Consider the following 15,518-nt stretch of genomic DNA (forward strand, 5'->3'; position numbering starts at 1 on the left):
GCGGCCGGTGACCCGCAGGGGTCACCGGCCGCTTGCCGTCACTGAGCGGTCAGGCGTCGACCTTCCGGCGGCGCGTCACCAGGTAGAGCACGATGCCCACGGCTACGACCGCACCGCCGATCACCCCGCCTGCTCCGAGGTTCCACCGGCCGAACGGTGCGAACCTGACTGGTCGATCCGGCCGACTGCCCGCCTGACCTGCCGTTCCGCGTCCTCCCGGGACATTCCACAAGCGCGCAGCAGATCCGTCGCGGTCGACCTGACCTGTGCGAACACGACCTCCCCGGAGAACCCCAGCCCGGTCTGGTGCGCCTCGCGCCCCTCCCGGACGGCACGTACCGCCGCTTGCTCCGCCTGCTCCGGCTCGACCGCGTCGGCCAGCTCCCGGCGCAGCGACGACACCGACTGCGCCAGCGCGTGCACGGCCACGACCAGCGACGCCGGCACCGGTTCCGCGTCACGGATCATCGACACGATGCGGCGTACCAGCACCCGGCTGTTGCGCAGCGAGCGCGCCAGATGGTCCGCGGCCTCGATGTACGCCGCCAGCAGGCCCTGCTTGCCCCAGTGCAGCGGGGCGATGGTCGCCAGCTCCTTGCTCGCCTTCAGCGACTCACCGAACGCCCGCAGGTGCGACTCCGCCTCCCGCATGCGGTCCAGCGCCTCCTGCGCCGCCGCCGCGTCGCCGTGCGCCAGCGCCTCGGCTGCCTGGTCCAGGCCGTCGGCGAGCGCCTCCATCAGCGGGCTGACCGCGCGCTTCACCTCGGTGAGCGGGTTCAGCGGCAGCAGCAGCGCCATCACCAGCAGCGCGATGCCGCCGCCGACGACCGCGTCGACGAAACGACTCAGGTAGTAGTCGCTGGTGATCGGCAGCAGCGTGGCGACCAGGATGCCGGACGAGGCGGCCTGGCTCACCAGTGACGCCGAGCCGCCGATGAAGATGGCCAGGTTGATCGCGAGCAGCACCACCAGCGACACCTGCCAGGCGCCCCGGCCGATGACCAGGATGAGCAGCTCGCCGAGCAGGATGCCGACCGCGTTGCCGGCCACGATCTCGGCCGCGCGCCGCATCCGCTGCCCCACCGAGATGGCCAGCGTGACCACGGCCGCGATCGGCGCGAAGAACGGCTGGAAGTGACCGAGCAGGTCGTGCGCGACGTACCAGGCCAGACCCGCCGCGACCGCGGCCTGCACGGAGAGGATGACGCTGCCCCGCACCCGCCGCACCCGGTCACGCAGCGTCACCCGCGTGCGTCGGCCCAGCTCGGCGGCGTCCATGACCTTTACTGTGGCGCACCTCGCACCGCGAGCCGGACGGATGCGCCAAGATTTGGCCATGGCCACCGAAACGACCCTGCTCACCGCCGACCGGTTCGCCACCGCAGCCCGGGCCGCCGGGGCCACCGCGCCCGACAGCGTGCTGGCCGAGGTCGGCACCGAGCTGATCAACCGCTGGTCGGAGCCGCAGCGGCACTACCACACCGTCGAGCACCTGGCCGCCTGCCTGGATCTGGTCGGCGACGAGCCGGTGGTCGCGCTGGCGGTGTGGGGCCACGACGCGGTCTACGACCCGACCGCCGCCGACAACGAGGAGCGCAGCGCCGTGCTGACCGGCGAGCTGCTGACCGAATGCGGGTTGCCGGTCGCGTTGGTCGAGGAGGTCACCCGCCTGGTACGCCTCACCGCCGGTCACTCCGTGTCCCCCGGCGACCGCGACGGCGCCCTGCTGGCCGACGCCGACCTGGCCATCCTCGCCGCCCCGTGGCCCGACTACGTGCGTTACGTCGCCGCCGTCCGCGCCGAGTACGCCCATGTCCCCGACGACCTGTGGCGCATCGGCCGCAGCACCGTCCTGCAATCCCTGCTGGCCCTGCCCACCCTCTACCACCACACCCCGGCCCTGGAGCCTTCCGCCCGCGCCAACCTCCAACGCGAACTCGACTCCCTCACCCACACCCCGCCCCAGGATCGATCATGAGGTTATGGCGGTGACACGCCGTCGAGCCGTGCCATAAGTTCATGATCAACGCGGGGGTGGGGGTGGGGTCGGGCGGGTGAGATGTTTGGGGATGCGGAGGTTGGCGGCGCGGAGCATGCGGGCGATGTCGCGGGAGGTGGCGTAGCGGGCGCCGAGCCAGCGGGCGACCGGGACGCGTTCGGCGGGGATGTCGTAGTGGTCGCGGTCGAAGCCGCGGCGGGGGGCGCCCAGCATCTCGGCGAACACGTGCAGCTCCGCCAGGGACACGTCGCTGACCAGATGTGCCCACAGGCGGCCGTGGGCGGGCCAGACCGGGCTGTCGACATGGATCACGGGTCCACGCTAGCGTGCGATGGTGACCTTCCTCGACGAGCTGACGGCTGCCCTGGGCCCCGACCGCGTGATCACCGATCATGACCTGCTGATCTCGTACCGGCGCGACGAGGCGGATCTCTGCGACGCGGGTATGCCGCTGGCCGTCGTACGCCCGGAGGAGACCGCGCACGTCGCCGCCGCGCTGACGATCGCCGCGCGGCACGGCGTGCCGGTGGTGCCGCAGGGCGCGCGGACCGGCCTGGCGGGCGGCGCGAACGCGGTCGACGGCTGCCTGGTCATGTCGATGCTGGCGATGAACCGCATCGTCGACCTCGACACCGCCAACCGCATCGCCACCGTCCAACCGGGAGTGGTCAACGCCGTACTGGCCCGCGCCGCGCTCGCCGAGGGGCTGCGCTACCCGCCGGACCCGGGCTCGTGGGAGTCGAGCACCATCGGCGGCAACGTCGCCACGAACGCGGGCGGCATGTGCTGCGTGAAGTACGGCGTCACCACCGAGTACGTGCTCGGCCTGGAGGTCGTGCTCGCCGACGGGCGGGTGCTGCGCACCGGTCGCCGCACCCCGAAGGGGGTCGCCGGATACGACCTGACCAGGCTTTTCGTTGGTTCGGAGGGCACCCTCGGCGTCATCACGGAGATCACCGTGGCGCTGCGGCCGGCCGCCGAGGAGTCGCTGACCATGGTCGCGGTCTTCCCGACCACGGCCGCGGCCGGCGACGCGGTCAACCGGATCTTCGCGGCGGGGCTCTCCCCCAGCCTGCTGGAACTGCTGGACCGGGTGCACCTGGCGGCGCTGGAGGCATACCGGCCGATGGGGCTGGACACCTCCGCCGCCGCGGTGCTGCTGGCCGCGGTGGACACCGGGTCGCGGGCCGCCGCCGACCTGGAGGCGCTCGCCGAACTGGCCCGGCAGGCCGGCGCGGGCGACGTCTGGCAGGCCACCGACGCGACCGAGGCCGCCGAGCTGCTGCAGGCCCGCCGCCTGGCCCACCCGGCGATGGAACACCTGGCCCTTTCGCTGTACGAGCACGGGGGGCTGATCATCGACGACATCGCGGTGCCGCGCACCCGGCTGGCGGAGCTGCTCGACGACATCGTGGAGATCGCCGCCAAGCACGACGTGCCGGTCGGTGTCGTCGGCCACGCGGGCGACGGCAACCTGCACCCCAACATCGTGGTCGACCGCGCCGACCCGGCCAGCGTCGCCGCCGGCCAGCGTGTCTTCGACGAGATCATGGAACGCGGCCTGGCCCTGGGCGGCACCTGCACCGGCGAGCACGGCGTCGGCCTGCTCAAGCGCGACTGGCTCGCCACCGAACTCGGCGAAGTCGGCGTAGACGTCCAACGCGCCATCAAATCCGCCCTCGACCCCACCAACCTCCTGAACCCCGGCAAGGTCCTCCGCTGACGACGGCCGACCCCGTCTGGTGGTCGCTGTTTCGTGTCAGGATCTGCGGTTCGGCTGCAGATCCTGGGACACGAAACGCTGATCAAACCCCGTCCAGCGTTTCCTTCGTCGCTAGACGGCGGTGAGGCGGGCGGCGTCGGCGGCGGCGTCGTCGGGCATGCGCTGGGACTCGCGTTCGGCGTCGACGCGGGCCAGGTAGGTGGTGATCTCGGCTTCGGTGGTGGCCGGGGACCAGCCGAGGACGGGGGCCATGAGTTCGGCGGTGCGGCGGGCCGTCTGGACGCCGCGATGGGCGGTCTCGATGGAGATCCGGGTACGCCGGGCCAGCACGTCCACCACGTGCAGCGCGCCCTCGTGGCGGGCCGCGTAGACGACCTCGGCCGACAGGTGTTCCGGGGCGCCCGGCAGCGGCTCGGCCAGCGTGCGGTCCTCGTCGATCAGTGCGAGCAGTTCGGTGGTGAGTGTGCCGTAGCGCTCCAGCAGGTGTTCCACCGCGCCGACGCTCAGCTCGTGGCGGCGGGCCAGGTCGGCACGGTCGCGCCACATCGCCTCGTAGCCGTCGGCCCCGAGCAGCGGCAGGTCGGCCGTGCCGCTGTGCCGCACGTCGCCGAGCCGCCGGACCGCCTTGTCGATCACGTCCTGGGCCATCACCCGGTACGTGGTGAACTTGCCGCCCGCGACGAGCAGCAGCCCGAGCAGCGGCTCGACCACGGCGTGCTCGCGCGACAGCGCCGACGTCGAGTCGGACTCCCCGCGCAGCAGCGGACGCAGTCCGGCGTACACACCCTCGATGTCGCCGCGCGTCAGCGGCCGGTCGAGCACCTCGTTGACGTGCGAGAGCAGGTAGTCGATGTCCTTTGCCGACGCCGCCGGATGGGCGCGGTCCAGCTCCCAGTCGGTGTCGGTGGTGCCGATGATCCAGTGCCCGCCCCACGGGATGACGAACAGCACGCTGGACGCGGTACGCAGGATCAGGCCGACCTCGCCGGTGATCGCCGAACGGGGCACCACCAGATGCACACCCTTGGAGGCGCGGACCCGGAAGCCGACCCGCGCGTCGGGCAGCCAGGACGACACGTCGTCGCTCCACACGCCCGTCGCCGCGACCACGGTCTTCGCGCGTACGTCGAACTCCTCGCCGTCGGCGCTGACGCGTACGCCCGTCACCTGGCGCGCCTGCCGTAGCAGACCGACCGCCTTGACCCCGGTCAGCACGGCCGCGCCGAGGCTGGCCGCGGTGCGGGCCACCGTCACCACGAACCGGGCGTCGTCGACCTGCCCGTCGTAGTAGCGGATCGCCCCGGCCAGGCCCTGCTCGCGCAGCGACGGGAACAGCCGGCGCGCGCCGTGCTGGGTCAGGTGCTTGTGCAGCGGCATGCCGCGACCGCCCCCGACCAGGCCCGCGAAGGCGTCGTAGAGCGCCACCCCGGCCCCGTAGTAGAGCCGGTGCCAGGCCCGCTTGGCCGCCCCGGCGACGCCGGGCGTCTCGGCGGGCAGCGGCACCAGGAACGGCACCGGCCGCACGAGGTGCGGGGCCAGCCGCGTGGCGAGCAGGCCCCGTTCCCGCAGCGCCTCGTGCACCAGCGGGAACTCCAGCTGCTCCAGGTAGCGCAGGCCGCCGTGGATCAGCTTGGACGAGCGCGAGGACGTGCCCGCGGCGAGGTCGCTCGCCTCGATCAGGGCCACGCGCAGGCCGCGGGACGCGGCGTCCAGCGCCGCGCCGACGCCGGTCACCCCGCCCCCGACGACCAGGACATCGAACTCTTCGTCGCGGAGCCTGCGCAGGTCAGCGGCGCGGCGCTCCGGGGATAGAGCACCCGCGGCGAAGCGGGACACGCTGCGGTCACGCATCCCTCCAAGGTACCGTGCGGCTGTGCTCCCACACGGTGACCGGCAGGGTGTTCCGCCTCATGTTCCGACCGTGCCCCCATCCGCGTACGCGGATGCCCCGCCACGGTCCCCCGTCGGCGCGATCGTCGCCGCCGTCTTGGTCGGAGTGTGGGCGGTCGCCGTCGCCGTGCTCTCCCAGTACGGCATCGTGCTCGCCGACCAGGTGCTCGCCCAGCTCGGCATGCACCTGCCCGGGTTCCTCTGGCCGCTGGCCGGGATCATCGTGGGCCTGCTGGTCGGCGTGCCCGCGCTGATCCTGGCCCTGCTGCCCAAACACGAGCCGGTACGCGCGACCGGCCGCGCCTTCCTGCTGGGCGCGCTGGTGCTGGGCGGGGGCAGCGCGCTGCGCCTGATCCCGGCCACCGCCAACGAGCTCTACCTGCTGTCGTACGCGGTGCTGGCCGGTGCTGCCGCCTTCGTCCTCTACCGCCGCGCCACTGTCCAGCTCGCCCCCGCCGCAGCCGCTGCCGCTGCCGACCGGCCCGAGGCCGGCCGGGTCGAGGCCAGCCCGGTCGAGGCCGACCAGGTCGCGACCACGACGGCTGACGCCGCCCGTGCTGACGCCACCCCTGCTGACCTCGCCGCCGGCGGCGTGACGCCTGCGGCAGGCGACCCCGGGTCGCTCGGCTGGGCCGTGCTCGCCGGCGTGCTGGTGCTGGTGCCTTACCTGTGGGCGGGCGCGCTGGGCGGGTTCACCGAGTCCATCGCCGCCGCCCTGGCCGCACTCGGCGCGGGCGCGCTGGCCATGGCGATCCTGGGACCGGGCCTGTGGCGGCACTTCACCGACCGCGGACGGCCGACCCTGGTGCTGGCCGGCGGCCTGGTGGCCGGGGTGGTGCTGGCGCTGATCGCGGGCGGCACCGGCGCGGCCGGGACACAGGTGCTGACCCTGCTGGTGCTGCCACCGCTCGGCTTCGCGGTCGCCGCGCTCGCCCCCGGCTCGCCCCGCGGCTGGACCACGCTGGCCCTGGTGGCGCTCGCCGCGTTCGGGCCGCTGGGCTTCGTCGACCCGGACGAGCTGAACCTCGGCCTGCTCGGCCGCGACGTGCCGTACTACGCGCTGCTCGCCGCCCTGATCGCCTGGCTGGTGGCGCTCGCGCTCGGCGTCGCGTACGGCATCGGCCTGCTGCGCACCGTCCACGACCCGGCCGTCGCGCCGGAGCAGGAGCAGCTCGGCCCACCGAGTCAGTGGCCCGGCGCGCGGCCGGTCGGGACCGCGTGGCCCGGCGCGCAGGCGCAGTGGCCGGGCGCGCCCGCGCCGGTCGTGCGCGAGCGGCGGCATGTCGTGCCGCGTACCGGTGGGCGGACGCTGGCGGCCGGGCTGGCCGCCGCGGTCGCCGTCGGCGCGGGCGTCTACTACCTGGCCGCGGGCCAGCCGGGTTTCTTCGGCGACCAGCTGTTCGTGGTGCTGAAGGAGCAGGCCCCGCTGGCCGGGCTGCCCACCACGACCGGGCTCGGCGCGGGCCGCGACCAGCGGGTGGACGCCGTCTACCGGCGGCTCGTCGAGCACGCCGACCGCACCCAGGCCGCCCTGCGCACCGAACTGGACCGCTGGAACCTGGACTACCAGCCGTACTACCTGGTCAACGCGATCCTGGTGGAGGGCGGCCCGGAGGCGCGGGTGTGGCTGGAGTCCCGGTCCGACGTGGACCGGGTGCTGACCGATCAGCGGCTGCGCCCGCTGCCCGCCGAGATCCCGATCGGGCGCGGCCCGATCCAGCAGGCCCCGGCCACCCCGCAGTGGAACCTGAAGATGGTTGGCGCGCCGGACCTGTGGCAGCGCGGCGTGACGGGCAAGGGCATCGTGGTCGGCTCCTCCGACTCCGGGGTGGACGGCTCGCATCCCGCGCTGGCGGCCAACTTCCGCGGCGGCGACGACTCCTGGCTCGACCCCTGGTCGGACAGCCGCACCCCGATCGACCACAACGGCCACGGCACGCACACCACGGCCACCGCGGTGGGCCGGGACCAGGTCGGCGTCGCGCCGGACGCGCAGTGGATCGGCTGCGTCAACCTGGAACGCAACATGAGCAGCCCGTCCCTCTACCTGGACTGCATGCAGTTCATGCTCGCGCCGTACGCGCACGGCGGGAACCCGTTCACCGACGGCCGCCCGGCCCGCGCCCCGCACGTGCTCAACAACTCGTGGGGCTGCCCGCCGCTGGAGGGCTGCGACTCCACCGTGCTGCAGCCCGCCACGTCCGCGCTGGCCGCGGCCGGGATCGCCTTCGTCGCGGCGGCCGGCAACACCGGGCCGGACTGCGGCTCGCTGGACACCCCGCCCGCCACCGACCCGGCCGCGATCACCATCGCCGCGGTGGACCAGGCGCGCAGAATCACGTCGTTCTCCAGCCGGGGGCCGGCCGGGCCGAAGCCCGATCTGGCCGGGCCGGGTGAGGCGGTGCTGTCGGCGATGCCCGGCGGCACGTACGCCGAGCTCAGCGGCACCTCGATGGCGACGCCGCACGTGGCCGGCGTGATCGCGCTGCTGTGGTCGGCCCAGCCGGAGCTGGTCGGCGACCTGGCCCGCACCCAGCAGCTGCTCCGGGACACCGCGCAGCCCGCGCTGCTGGCCACCGCGGCACCCGCCTGCGCCACCGAGGCGGCCCAGGCCGGGGCGGGCATCGTCAACGCGGCCGAGGCGGTCGTGGCCTCCGCCAGGTAGGCTTCTCTGCCATGATCACCCCTTACGAGCCGCAGCACCGGGCCGCCGTGGTCGATCTGCTCGGCCGGTCCCTGCTGGCCGAGGACGCCGCCGAGGCGGCCGACATCGTGGCGCTGCTGCAGGGTTCGGCGGGCTTCGTCGCGATCGACGGCGACGCGCCCGACGGCGACGTGGTCGGGGTCGCGCTGGCCTCCACGGGCCGCAAGGACCCGACCGTCGGGCACCTGGACCTGCTGGTCGTGGATCCTGCCTTCCGCCGCCAGGGCCTGGCCCGCGAGCTGGTCGGGGCCGTCGAGGAGCAACTGCGGGCGCGCGGGCTGACCGCGGTGCGGGTCGCCGGCAACCCGCCCACGCACGCATGGCCCGGCGTGGACGTGCGCTACACCCCGGCCGTGTGCGCGCTGACCGCGCTCGGCTACGCCCATGACCGTACGGCCTGGAACATGACCGCCGACCTCACCGAGGGCTCGCCCGCGCTGCGCGACACCCGGAGCGCCCAGGAGCGGCTGGCCGCGGCGCACGTGATCGTGCGCGCGGCGACGGCCGACGACCTGCCGGAGCTGCGACCGCTGATCGCTGCTGAGTGGGGTCCGGCCTGGGTGGCCGAGGTGGAGCGGGCCGTCGGCGGGGCCGGGGGCTGCCACCTCGCCATCCGCCACGGGCAGCCGATCGCGTTCGCCGCATGGGGTGGCTGCCGCCCGAGCTGGTTCGGCCCGATGGGCACCCTGCCCGCCGCGGCCGGGCTGGGCATCGGCGGCGTCCTGCTGCGACGGTGCCTGCGCGACCAGGCCGACCGGGGCATCACGCGGGCCCAGATCGGCTGGGTGGGACCGGTCTCGTTCTACTCCGGAGCGGCCGGCGCGGTCATCGAGCGGGTCTTCTTCCTCTTCCATAAACCACTATGAGTCGGGCTTTTTTCGCATTTCAGATTAGAAGCGGGGATTTCCGGGGACGATGAGGATGTGGCAGCCCCGACCAGCCCGATAGCGGAACCCTACGAGACCAAGGGGGCGGCGATCCTGGTCGCTGCCGCGGCCGCGGTGGGCGGCTTCCTCTTCGGGTACGACACCGCGGTCATCAACGGCACCGTGGACGCCCTGCGCAACACCTTCCACCTGGGCTCGGTGGCCCTCGGCTTCGTCGTGTCGGCCGCCCTGCTGGGCTGCGCCGTCGGCGCCTGGTTCGCCGGCCCGCTGGCCGACCGGATGGGCCGGGTGCGGGTGATGCTGATCGCCGCCGGCCTCTTCATCGCGAGCTCGATCGGCTCCGGCCTCGCCTTCAGCCCCGTCGACCTGACGTTCTGGCGGATCATCGGCGGTCTCGGCGTGGGCGCGGCGAGCGTCATCGCGCCCGCATACATCGCCGAGGTCTCCCCCGCGCACATCCGCGGCCGGCTCGGCTCGCTCCAGCAGCTCGCCATCGTCAGCGGCATCTTCGTCGCCCTGCTCATCGACTACCTGCTGGCCGACGTCGCCGGCGGCGCGATGGAGCCGGTGCCGTGGGGCGGCGCGGCCTGGCGCTGGATGTTCGCCTCCGCCGCCATCCCCGCGGTGATCTACGGCGTGCTGGCGCTGCAGATCCCGGAATCGCCGCGCTACCTGGTGCGCCGGGGTCGCCTCGCCGAGGCCCGCGACGTGATCAAGCGGCTGATCGGCGGCGACGTCGAGAAGCGCATCACCGACATCAAGCGCACGGTGGCGGGCACCACCGAGAAGGTCCACCTGAGCATCCTCAAGGGCCCCCGGCTCGGGCTGCTGCCCATCGTCTGGGTCGGCATCCTGCTCTCGGTGTTCCAGCAGTTCGTCGGCATCAACGTGATCTTCTACTACTCGTCGGCGCTGTGGGCGTCGGTGGGGTTCAGCGAGTCCGACGCCCTGCTGATCACGGTCATCACCAGCATCACCAACATCGTCACCACGCTCATCGCGATCGCCCTGGTCGACAAGGTCGGCCGCAAGCCGCTGCTGCTCGTCGGTGCGGCCGGCATGGTGCTCACGCTCGGCGCGATGGCCTGGTGCTTCTCCACCGCCACGCAGACGATCGGGGCCAACGGCGAGACACTGACCACGCTCAGCCCGGCGATCGGCAAGGTCGCCCTGGTCGCCGCAAACCTGTACGTGGTCGCCTTCGGCATGAGCTGGGGCCCGGTGGTCTGGGTGCTGCTCGGCGAGATGTTCAACAACAAGATCCGTGCCACCGCGCTGGCCGTCGCCGCCGCCGCCCAGTGGATCGCGAACTGGCTGATCAGCACCACCTTCCCGGCGCTGTCGAACATCGGCCTGACCTTCGCCTACGGCCTGTACGCCCTGTTCGCCCTGCTCGCCTTCGTCTTCGTCTGGAACGCCGTCCGCGAGACCAAGGGCCGCGAACTCGAAGCCATGTGACCCGCCGCCACCCGCCCCACGTGCGGCGACTCTAAAGAGTCGCGGCCTCATCCCGGCCCTGTAGCCGCTAGTCGTTAAGAGTCGCGCCAGGTGGGCGGGGCGGGAGACGGGAAGGCCCCCGAGCTGTGCTCGGGGGCCTTCGTCGTGTTCAGGTGGTGCGGGTGCTGATCCGTCAGGATCAGAAGTCCATCTCGCCGCCGCCGGGGCCGGCGGGCGCAGCGGCCGCCTTCTCCGGCTTGTCCGCCACCACAGCCTCGGTGGTGAGGAACAGGGCCGCGATCGAGGCCGCGTTCTGCAGCGCCGAACGGGTCACCTTGGCGGGGTCGATGATGCCGGCCTTCAGCATGTCGACGTACTCGCCGGTCGCGGCGTTGAGGCCGTGACCGATCTCCAGGTTGCGCACCTTCTCCGACACGACGCCACCCTCGAGGCCCGCGTTGACGGCGATCTGCCGCAGCGGGGCGTCGAGCGCGACCCGGACGATGTTGGCGCCGGTCGCTTCGTCGCCGGACAGGTCCAGCTTGTCGAAGGCGGTCTTGCCGGCCTGCACCAGCGCGACGCCACCACCGGCGACGATGCCCTCCTCGACGGCCGCCTTCGCGTTGCGAACGGCGTCCTCGATGCGGTGCTTGCGCTCCTTGAGCTCGACCTCGGTGGCCGCGCCGACCTTGATGACCGCGACACCGCCGGCCAGCTTGGCCAGGCGCTCCTGCAGCTTCTCGCGGTCGTAGTCGGAGTCCGACTTCTCGATCTCGGCGCGGATCTGGTTCACCCGGCCGTTGATCTGGTCGGCGTCACCGGAGCCGTCGACGATCGTGGTCTCGTCCTTGGTGACCACGACCTTGCGGGCGCGGCCCAGCATGTCGAGACCGGTGCTGTCGAGCTTGAGGCCGACCTCCTCGGACACGACCTGGCCACCGGTCAGGATCGCGATGTCCTGCAGCATGGCCTTGCGGCGGTCGCCGAAGCCCGGGGCCTTGACGGCGACGGACTTGAAGGTGCCACGGATCTTGTTGACGATCAGGGTGGCCAGGGCCTCGCCCTCGACGTCCTCGGCGATGATCAGCAGCGGCTTGCCGCTCTGCATGACCTTCTCGAGGATCGGCAGCATGTCCTTGACGTTGGCGATCTTGCCGTTGACGATGAGCAGGTAGGGGTCCTCGAGGACGGCCTCCATGCGCTCAGGGTCGGTGATGAAGTACGCCGAGTTGAAGCCCTTGTCGAAGCGCATACCCTCGGTGAGCTCAAGCTCCAGCCCGAAGGTGTTGCTCTCCTCGACGGTGATGACGCCTTCCTTGCCGACCTTGTCCATCGCCTCGGCGATGATCTCGCCGACGGTGGTGTCAGCCGCGGAGATCGAGGCGGTGGAGGCGATCTGCTCCTTCGTCTCGACGTCCTTGGCGAGCTTCGAGAGCTCCTCCGCCACCGACGCCACGGCGGCCTCGATGCCCCGCTTCAGGGCCATCGGGTTCGCACCGGCGGCAACGTTGCGCAGGCCCTCGCGGACCAGCGCCTGGGCCAGGACGGTCGCCGTCGTCGTGCCGTCACCGGCGACGTCGTCGGTCTTCTTGGCGACCTCCTTGACCAGCTCAGCGCCGATCTTCTCGTACGGGTCCTCGAGCTCGATCTCCTTGGCGATGCTCACACCATCGTTGGTGATGGTGGGGGCGCCCCACTTCTTCTCGAGCACAACGTTGCGGCCCTTGGGGCCGAGCGTCACCTTTACGGCGTCAGCGAGGATGTTCATTCCCCGCTCGAGGCCGCGGCGAGCCTCCTCGTCGAACGCGATAATCTTGGCCATAACGGCGTTGTCCTCCTGGACAATCCGAGGTCGGAGAGCTGGCCCGCGACGACCGGCTGCCACCATTCGGCAGCCCCGCAACTCCGACTTCTGGTCTCGTATTTGGCACTCACACGAGGAGAGTGCCAATCACCTGTTTAGCACTCTCGACCCCCGAGTGCAAGCGAACACGGGATGATCACAACCTTTCCCGGACCCGCGTCACCGCGCCGGGTTCGCCCTCGCCCACAGGTGTATTACCTGGCAGTACCCATGCGGAACGGCCGTCGGCGTGATCGCGGACAGGCTCCGCGCCGACCGCCCGACCGGGCGGCGGGTGCGGGGTTCACCGGGCGCGACCGAGCTCGATCACCACGGGTTCGAGCGCCTCCGGCGCGGGCTCGGCGGCGGGCGAAGCGGGCAGGTCCGCCCGGCGCAGGTAGGCCAGCTCGGTGACGATGCCGATCACCAGCAGCGGCCGCCAGCAGAGCCGCAGCAGGGTCATCGTCTCGCGCAGCCAGGACGACCGGACCGGGCTCGGTTCGGTCACCGGGCCAGTTCCTCGACCAGCTGCCGGGTGGACACGGGGCCTTCCGCGCCACGGCGCTCGGCGTACGTGATGAGGATGCCTCCGAACAGCACCATCGTCAGCGGGATCTCGACGACGGCGGCGAGCAGGGTGGCGCCGCCGGCGACCGCGACGGCCATGGCGTCGTCGCCCGCGGGGACCAGCGCGGTGCCGATCCCGCTCACCATCTGCTCGATGACGGAGCCGGCGGCCAGGGTGAGTCCGAGCAGCAGCAGCCGTCCGGCGGTGGGCCAGAACGCGGCGTGCAGCAGCGTGCTCGACCGGCGCAGCGGGCCGCCGCGCTCGAACAGGAACACCGGCCCGACAAGCGCGATCACCATCATGAGGTACGTGGCGACGAGCAGCACCGGGATCAGCCCGAGCAGGGAGGCGACCTGGACGCAGCACGCGGCGACGGCGACGACGCCGAGGCCGACGAGCAGGTAGGCGAGCACGTGCCAGGCGGCCAGGCCGAGCATGCGGCGCAGCCCGTAGCGCATCGCCTCGCCGACCGTGACGGGCAGTCCGGCGGCCTGGCGGGTGGCGAGGTGGGTGGCCGCGGCGTAGCCGAGCATCTGCAGGAGCAGCACCACCACCACGTACGCGGCCGCGGTCGCCCCGAGGGTGGCGAGCAGTTCCTCGCCCGCGCCGGTGCGGCCGAGGCCGGCCAGGTCGATCCCACCGCTCGCGACCACACCCACGATGACCAGCACACCGAACACGACGGTCGGCAGCAGGTGGGTGAGCGCGAAGATGACGAGCAGCTGCTGCCAGCCGCGCCGCAGGACGCCGCCCACCCGGAAGCTCCAGCCGCTGAACCCCTGCGCTCCCGGATTGACCAGCGGGTCGTGTTCGGGTCCGAAGTCGGGCATGGCCTCGCGGTATGCCTCGTCGGGCGGCCGGAACCCCTGTTCGGCGGGCAGCGGTTCGCCGGCGTCGTACGGGTTCGGGGTCGACTCCGACATGCGCGCTCCAGCTCAGGGGAAGGGTCGCCCAGTGTGGCACGCCCGCGCGCACATCGCTGTCCCCCTGCACTGGTCGGCCAGCCCGGAACAGCTGGAAGGGCCCCGATCCTGTGGGATCAGAGCCCTTTCCGTTTTACTCAAGCTTTGATGGCCAAGCGGTCAGGCGATGACCCGGACCTTCTCAGCCTGGGGGCCCTTCTGGCCCTGGGCGATTTCGAACTCAACGCGCTGACCGTCGTCGAGCGCCTTGTAGCCGTCCATCTCGATCGCGGAGAAGTGGACGAACACGTCCTGCCCTCCGTCGACCGCGATGAAGCCGTAGCCCTTCTCGCTGTTGAACCACTTGACGGTGCCCTGTGCCACGGTGCACTTCCTCACTTCTGTAAAGCTGGGCGGTCCTCAGCGGGCCACCCCCGGCTGGTGTTGTCAGCCGTCCTCGCACGCTACACGAGCACCGGTGCCCTCGCACAGCCCCAAAACGGACCTGTAATGCTCCCATTACAGTTCGACAGTCGGCAATCTGACCATGAACGCGCTCTATCGCGTGACCGGGCGGCCCACCGGGGGGTTGGGTGGAACGTGGACTACCGCCGCCGCATCCGTTCGCGCCGTCTGCCGGCCGCTTTCATGCCCCTCATCGCGACGTCCGTGTGCGCCGTCGCCTTACTCGTGACCGGTGCGGCCCTGCAATGGGCACTGCACTACGGCACGAATGCGGCGCCGCCGGGCACCGCCCAGGACCGGACCACGGGAGAGCCGGCGTCACCCGCCCGACTGGAACTTCCCCCCGTACGGCTGGACACCGAGGGCTTCGCCAGCTGGGCGATGCTGGACCGGCGCACCGGCCAGATCGCCGGCTCCTCCAACCTGGACGCCCCGAGTGACACCATGTCCCTGATCAAGGTGTGGCTCGCCGCCGACTTCCTGCGCCGCACCGACTACCCGGACCAGCGCAGCCTGAACCGGTTGATCATCATGATCCGCGACTCGGACAACAAGGCCGCGTACGAGTTCTACGAGCGCAACGGCGGCCGCGCCGGCATCGAGCGCATGGTCGAGATCTGCGGGCTGACCGAGTCGAAGCCGTACAAGATCGACGGCTACTGGTCGAACACCGAGGTCTCGGCGCGCGACGTGGTCCGGCTGGGGGCCTGCCTGGCCGACGGCCGGGCCGCGGGGCCCCATTGGACGGACTGGCTGCTGACCCAGATGCGCCTGGTGCGCGGCGCCGGCGACTTCGGGCCGCGGGCGGCGTTCCCGCCGGAGGTCGCGGCGACCATCGCCATCAAGAACGGCTGGCTGCTGCGCACCGAGGACAAGCTGTGGCACATGGCCTGCCTGGCGGTCACCGACAAGTGGAGCATGAGCGTCCTGCTGCGCTACCCGGCCCGCTTCGGCTTCGACCACGGCCGCGACCTCTGCGCCTCGGTGGCCGAACAACTCAAACCCGCCCTCCCCTGACCCCGAGACGAAGGAAGGGCACCTTCACAACGCTATGCGTTGTGAAGGTGCCCTTCCTTACTATCCGGGGCTGTTCGCTGTGC

Annotated in this window: 13 protein-coding genes; 6 read left to right on the plus strand and 7 right to left on the minus strand. The window is 72.0% G+C overall.

Annotated elements, in window-relative coordinates:
- Nucleotides 1–120 precede the first annotated feature (120 nt).
- Nucleotides 121–1,278, minus strand: coding sequence for an FUSC family protein (locus tag F9C41_RS39605; protein WP_155391992.1), 1,158 nt, complete (start codon nt 1,276–1,278; stop codon nt 121–123).
- Between the two features lie 58 nt (nt 1,279–1,336).
- On the opposite strand from F9C41_RS39605, the gene F9C41_RS39610 reads away from it, so the two are divergent.
- A complete protein-coding gene (locus tag F9C41_RS39610) occupies nt 1,337–1,978 on the plus strand; it encodes an HD domain-containing protein (RefSeq protein WP_155391993.1) in 642 nt (213 codons plus the stop codon).
- A gap of 45 nt (nt 1,979–2,023) precedes the next feature.
- On the opposite strand, the gene F9C41_RS39615 is transcribed toward F9C41_RS39610, so the two are convergent.
- Nucleotides 2,024–2,311, minus strand: coding sequence for a DUF4031 domain-containing protein (locus tag F9C41_RS39615; RefSeq protein WP_155391994.1), 288 nt, complete (start codon nt 2,309–2,311; stop codon nt 2,024–2,026).
- 19 nt (nt 2,312–2,330) lie between these two features.
- Between F9C41_RS39615 and F9C41_RS39620 the strand changes: the two genes are divergently transcribed.
- On the plus strand, nt 2,331–3,722 hold the full coding sequence (locus F9C41_RS39620) for an FAD-binding oxidoreductase (RefSeq protein WP_155391995.1): 1,392 nt from the start codon (nt 2,331–2,333) through the stop codon (nt 3,720–3,722).
- Nucleotides 3,723–3,833: 111 nt separating this feature from the next.
- Here the strand turns inward: F9C41_RS39620 and F9C41_RS39625 are convergent, their stop codons facing one another.
- A complete protein-coding gene (locus F9C41_RS39625; protein WP_155391996.1) occupies nt 3,834–5,573 on the minus strand; it encodes a glycerol-3-phosphate dehydrogenase/oxidase in 1,740 nt (579 codons plus the stop codon).
- 70 nt (nt 5,574–5,643) lie between these two features.
- On the opposite strand from F9C41_RS39625, the gene F9C41_RS39630 reads away from it, so the two are divergent.
- From F9C41_RS39630 to F9C41_RS39640, 3 genes are read left to right on the plus strand one after another with little or no spacing between them, the layout of a single operon-like run.
- A complete protein-coding gene (locus F9C41_RS39630; protein ID WP_230690370.1) occupies nt 5,644–8,277 on the plus strand; it encodes a S8 family serine peptidase in 2,634 nt (877 codons plus the stop codon).
- 11 nt (nt 8,278–8,288) lie between these two features.
- Nucleotides 8,289–9,182: a GNAT family N-acetyltransferase gene (locus F9C41_RS39635; RefSeq protein ID WP_155391997.1), complete on the plus strand. Its 894-nt coding sequence runs from the start codon at nt 8,289–8,291 to the stop codon at nt 9,180–9,182.
- Nucleotides 9,183–9,239: 57 nt separating this feature from the next.
- Nucleotides 9,240–10,661, plus strand: a complete 1,422-nt coding sequence (locus F9C41_RS39640; RefSeq protein WP_196280160.1) for a sugar porter family MFS transporter — start codon at nt 9,240–9,242, stop codon at nt 10,659–10,661.
- Nucleotides 10,662–10,839: 178 nt separating this feature from the next.
- Here the strand turns inward: F9C41_RS39640 and groL are convergent, their stop codons facing one another.
- The 4 genes from groL to F9C41_RS39660 all read right to left on the minus strand — a co-directional run bounded on the left by groL (nt 10,840) and on the right by F9C41_RS39660 (nt 14,337).
- Nucleotides 10,840–12,462 carry a chaperonin GroEL gene (gene groL / locus F9C41_RS39645; protein WP_144127789.1) on the minus strand — a complete coding sequence of 541 codons (1,623 nt, stop codon included), beginning with the start codon at nt 12,460–12,462 and terminating at the stop codon, nt 10,840–10,842.
- A 325-nt stretch (nt 12,463–12,787) separates the two neighbouring features.
- On the minus strand, nt 12,788–12,991 hold the full coding sequence (locus F9C41_RS39650; protein WP_155391998.1) for a hypothetical protein: 204 nt from the start codon (nt 12,989–12,991) through the stop codon (nt 12,788–12,790).
- Nucleotides 12,988–13,974 (minus strand): hypothetical protein, encoded by a 987-nt coding sequence (locus F9C41_RS39655; protein ID WP_155391999.1) that lies wholly within the window; start codon nt 13,972–13,974, stop codon nt 12,988–12,990. The genes F9C41_RS39650 and F9C41_RS39655 overlap by 4 nt, the downstream gene beginning before the upstream one ends.
- A 159-nt stretch (nt 13,975–14,133) precedes the next feature.
- Nucleotides 14,134–14,337 carry a cold-shock protein gene (locus tag F9C41_RS39660; protein WP_033342363.1) on the minus strand — a complete coding sequence of 68 codons (204 nt, stop codon included), beginning with the start codon at nt 14,335–14,337 and terminating at the stop codon, nt 14,134–14,136.
- Between the two features lie 306 nt (nt 14,338–14,643).
- Between F9C41_RS39660 and F9C41_RS39665 the strand changes: the two genes are divergently transcribed.
- The gene (locus tag F9C41_RS39665) at nt 14,644–15,435 is read left to right on the plus strand and encodes a serine hydrolase (protein WP_196280161.1); all 792 of its coding nucleotides are present in this window, start codon (nt 14,644–14,646) and stop codon (nt 15,433–15,435) included.
- The last annotated feature ends 83 nt before the right edge of the window (nt 15,436–15,518 follow it).

Source organism: Catellatospora paridis (assembly GCF_009720365.1).
Taxonomy (GTDB): domain Bacteria; phylum Actinomycetota; class Actinomycetes; order Mycobacteriales; family Micromonosporaceae; genus Catellatospora; species Catellatospora paridis.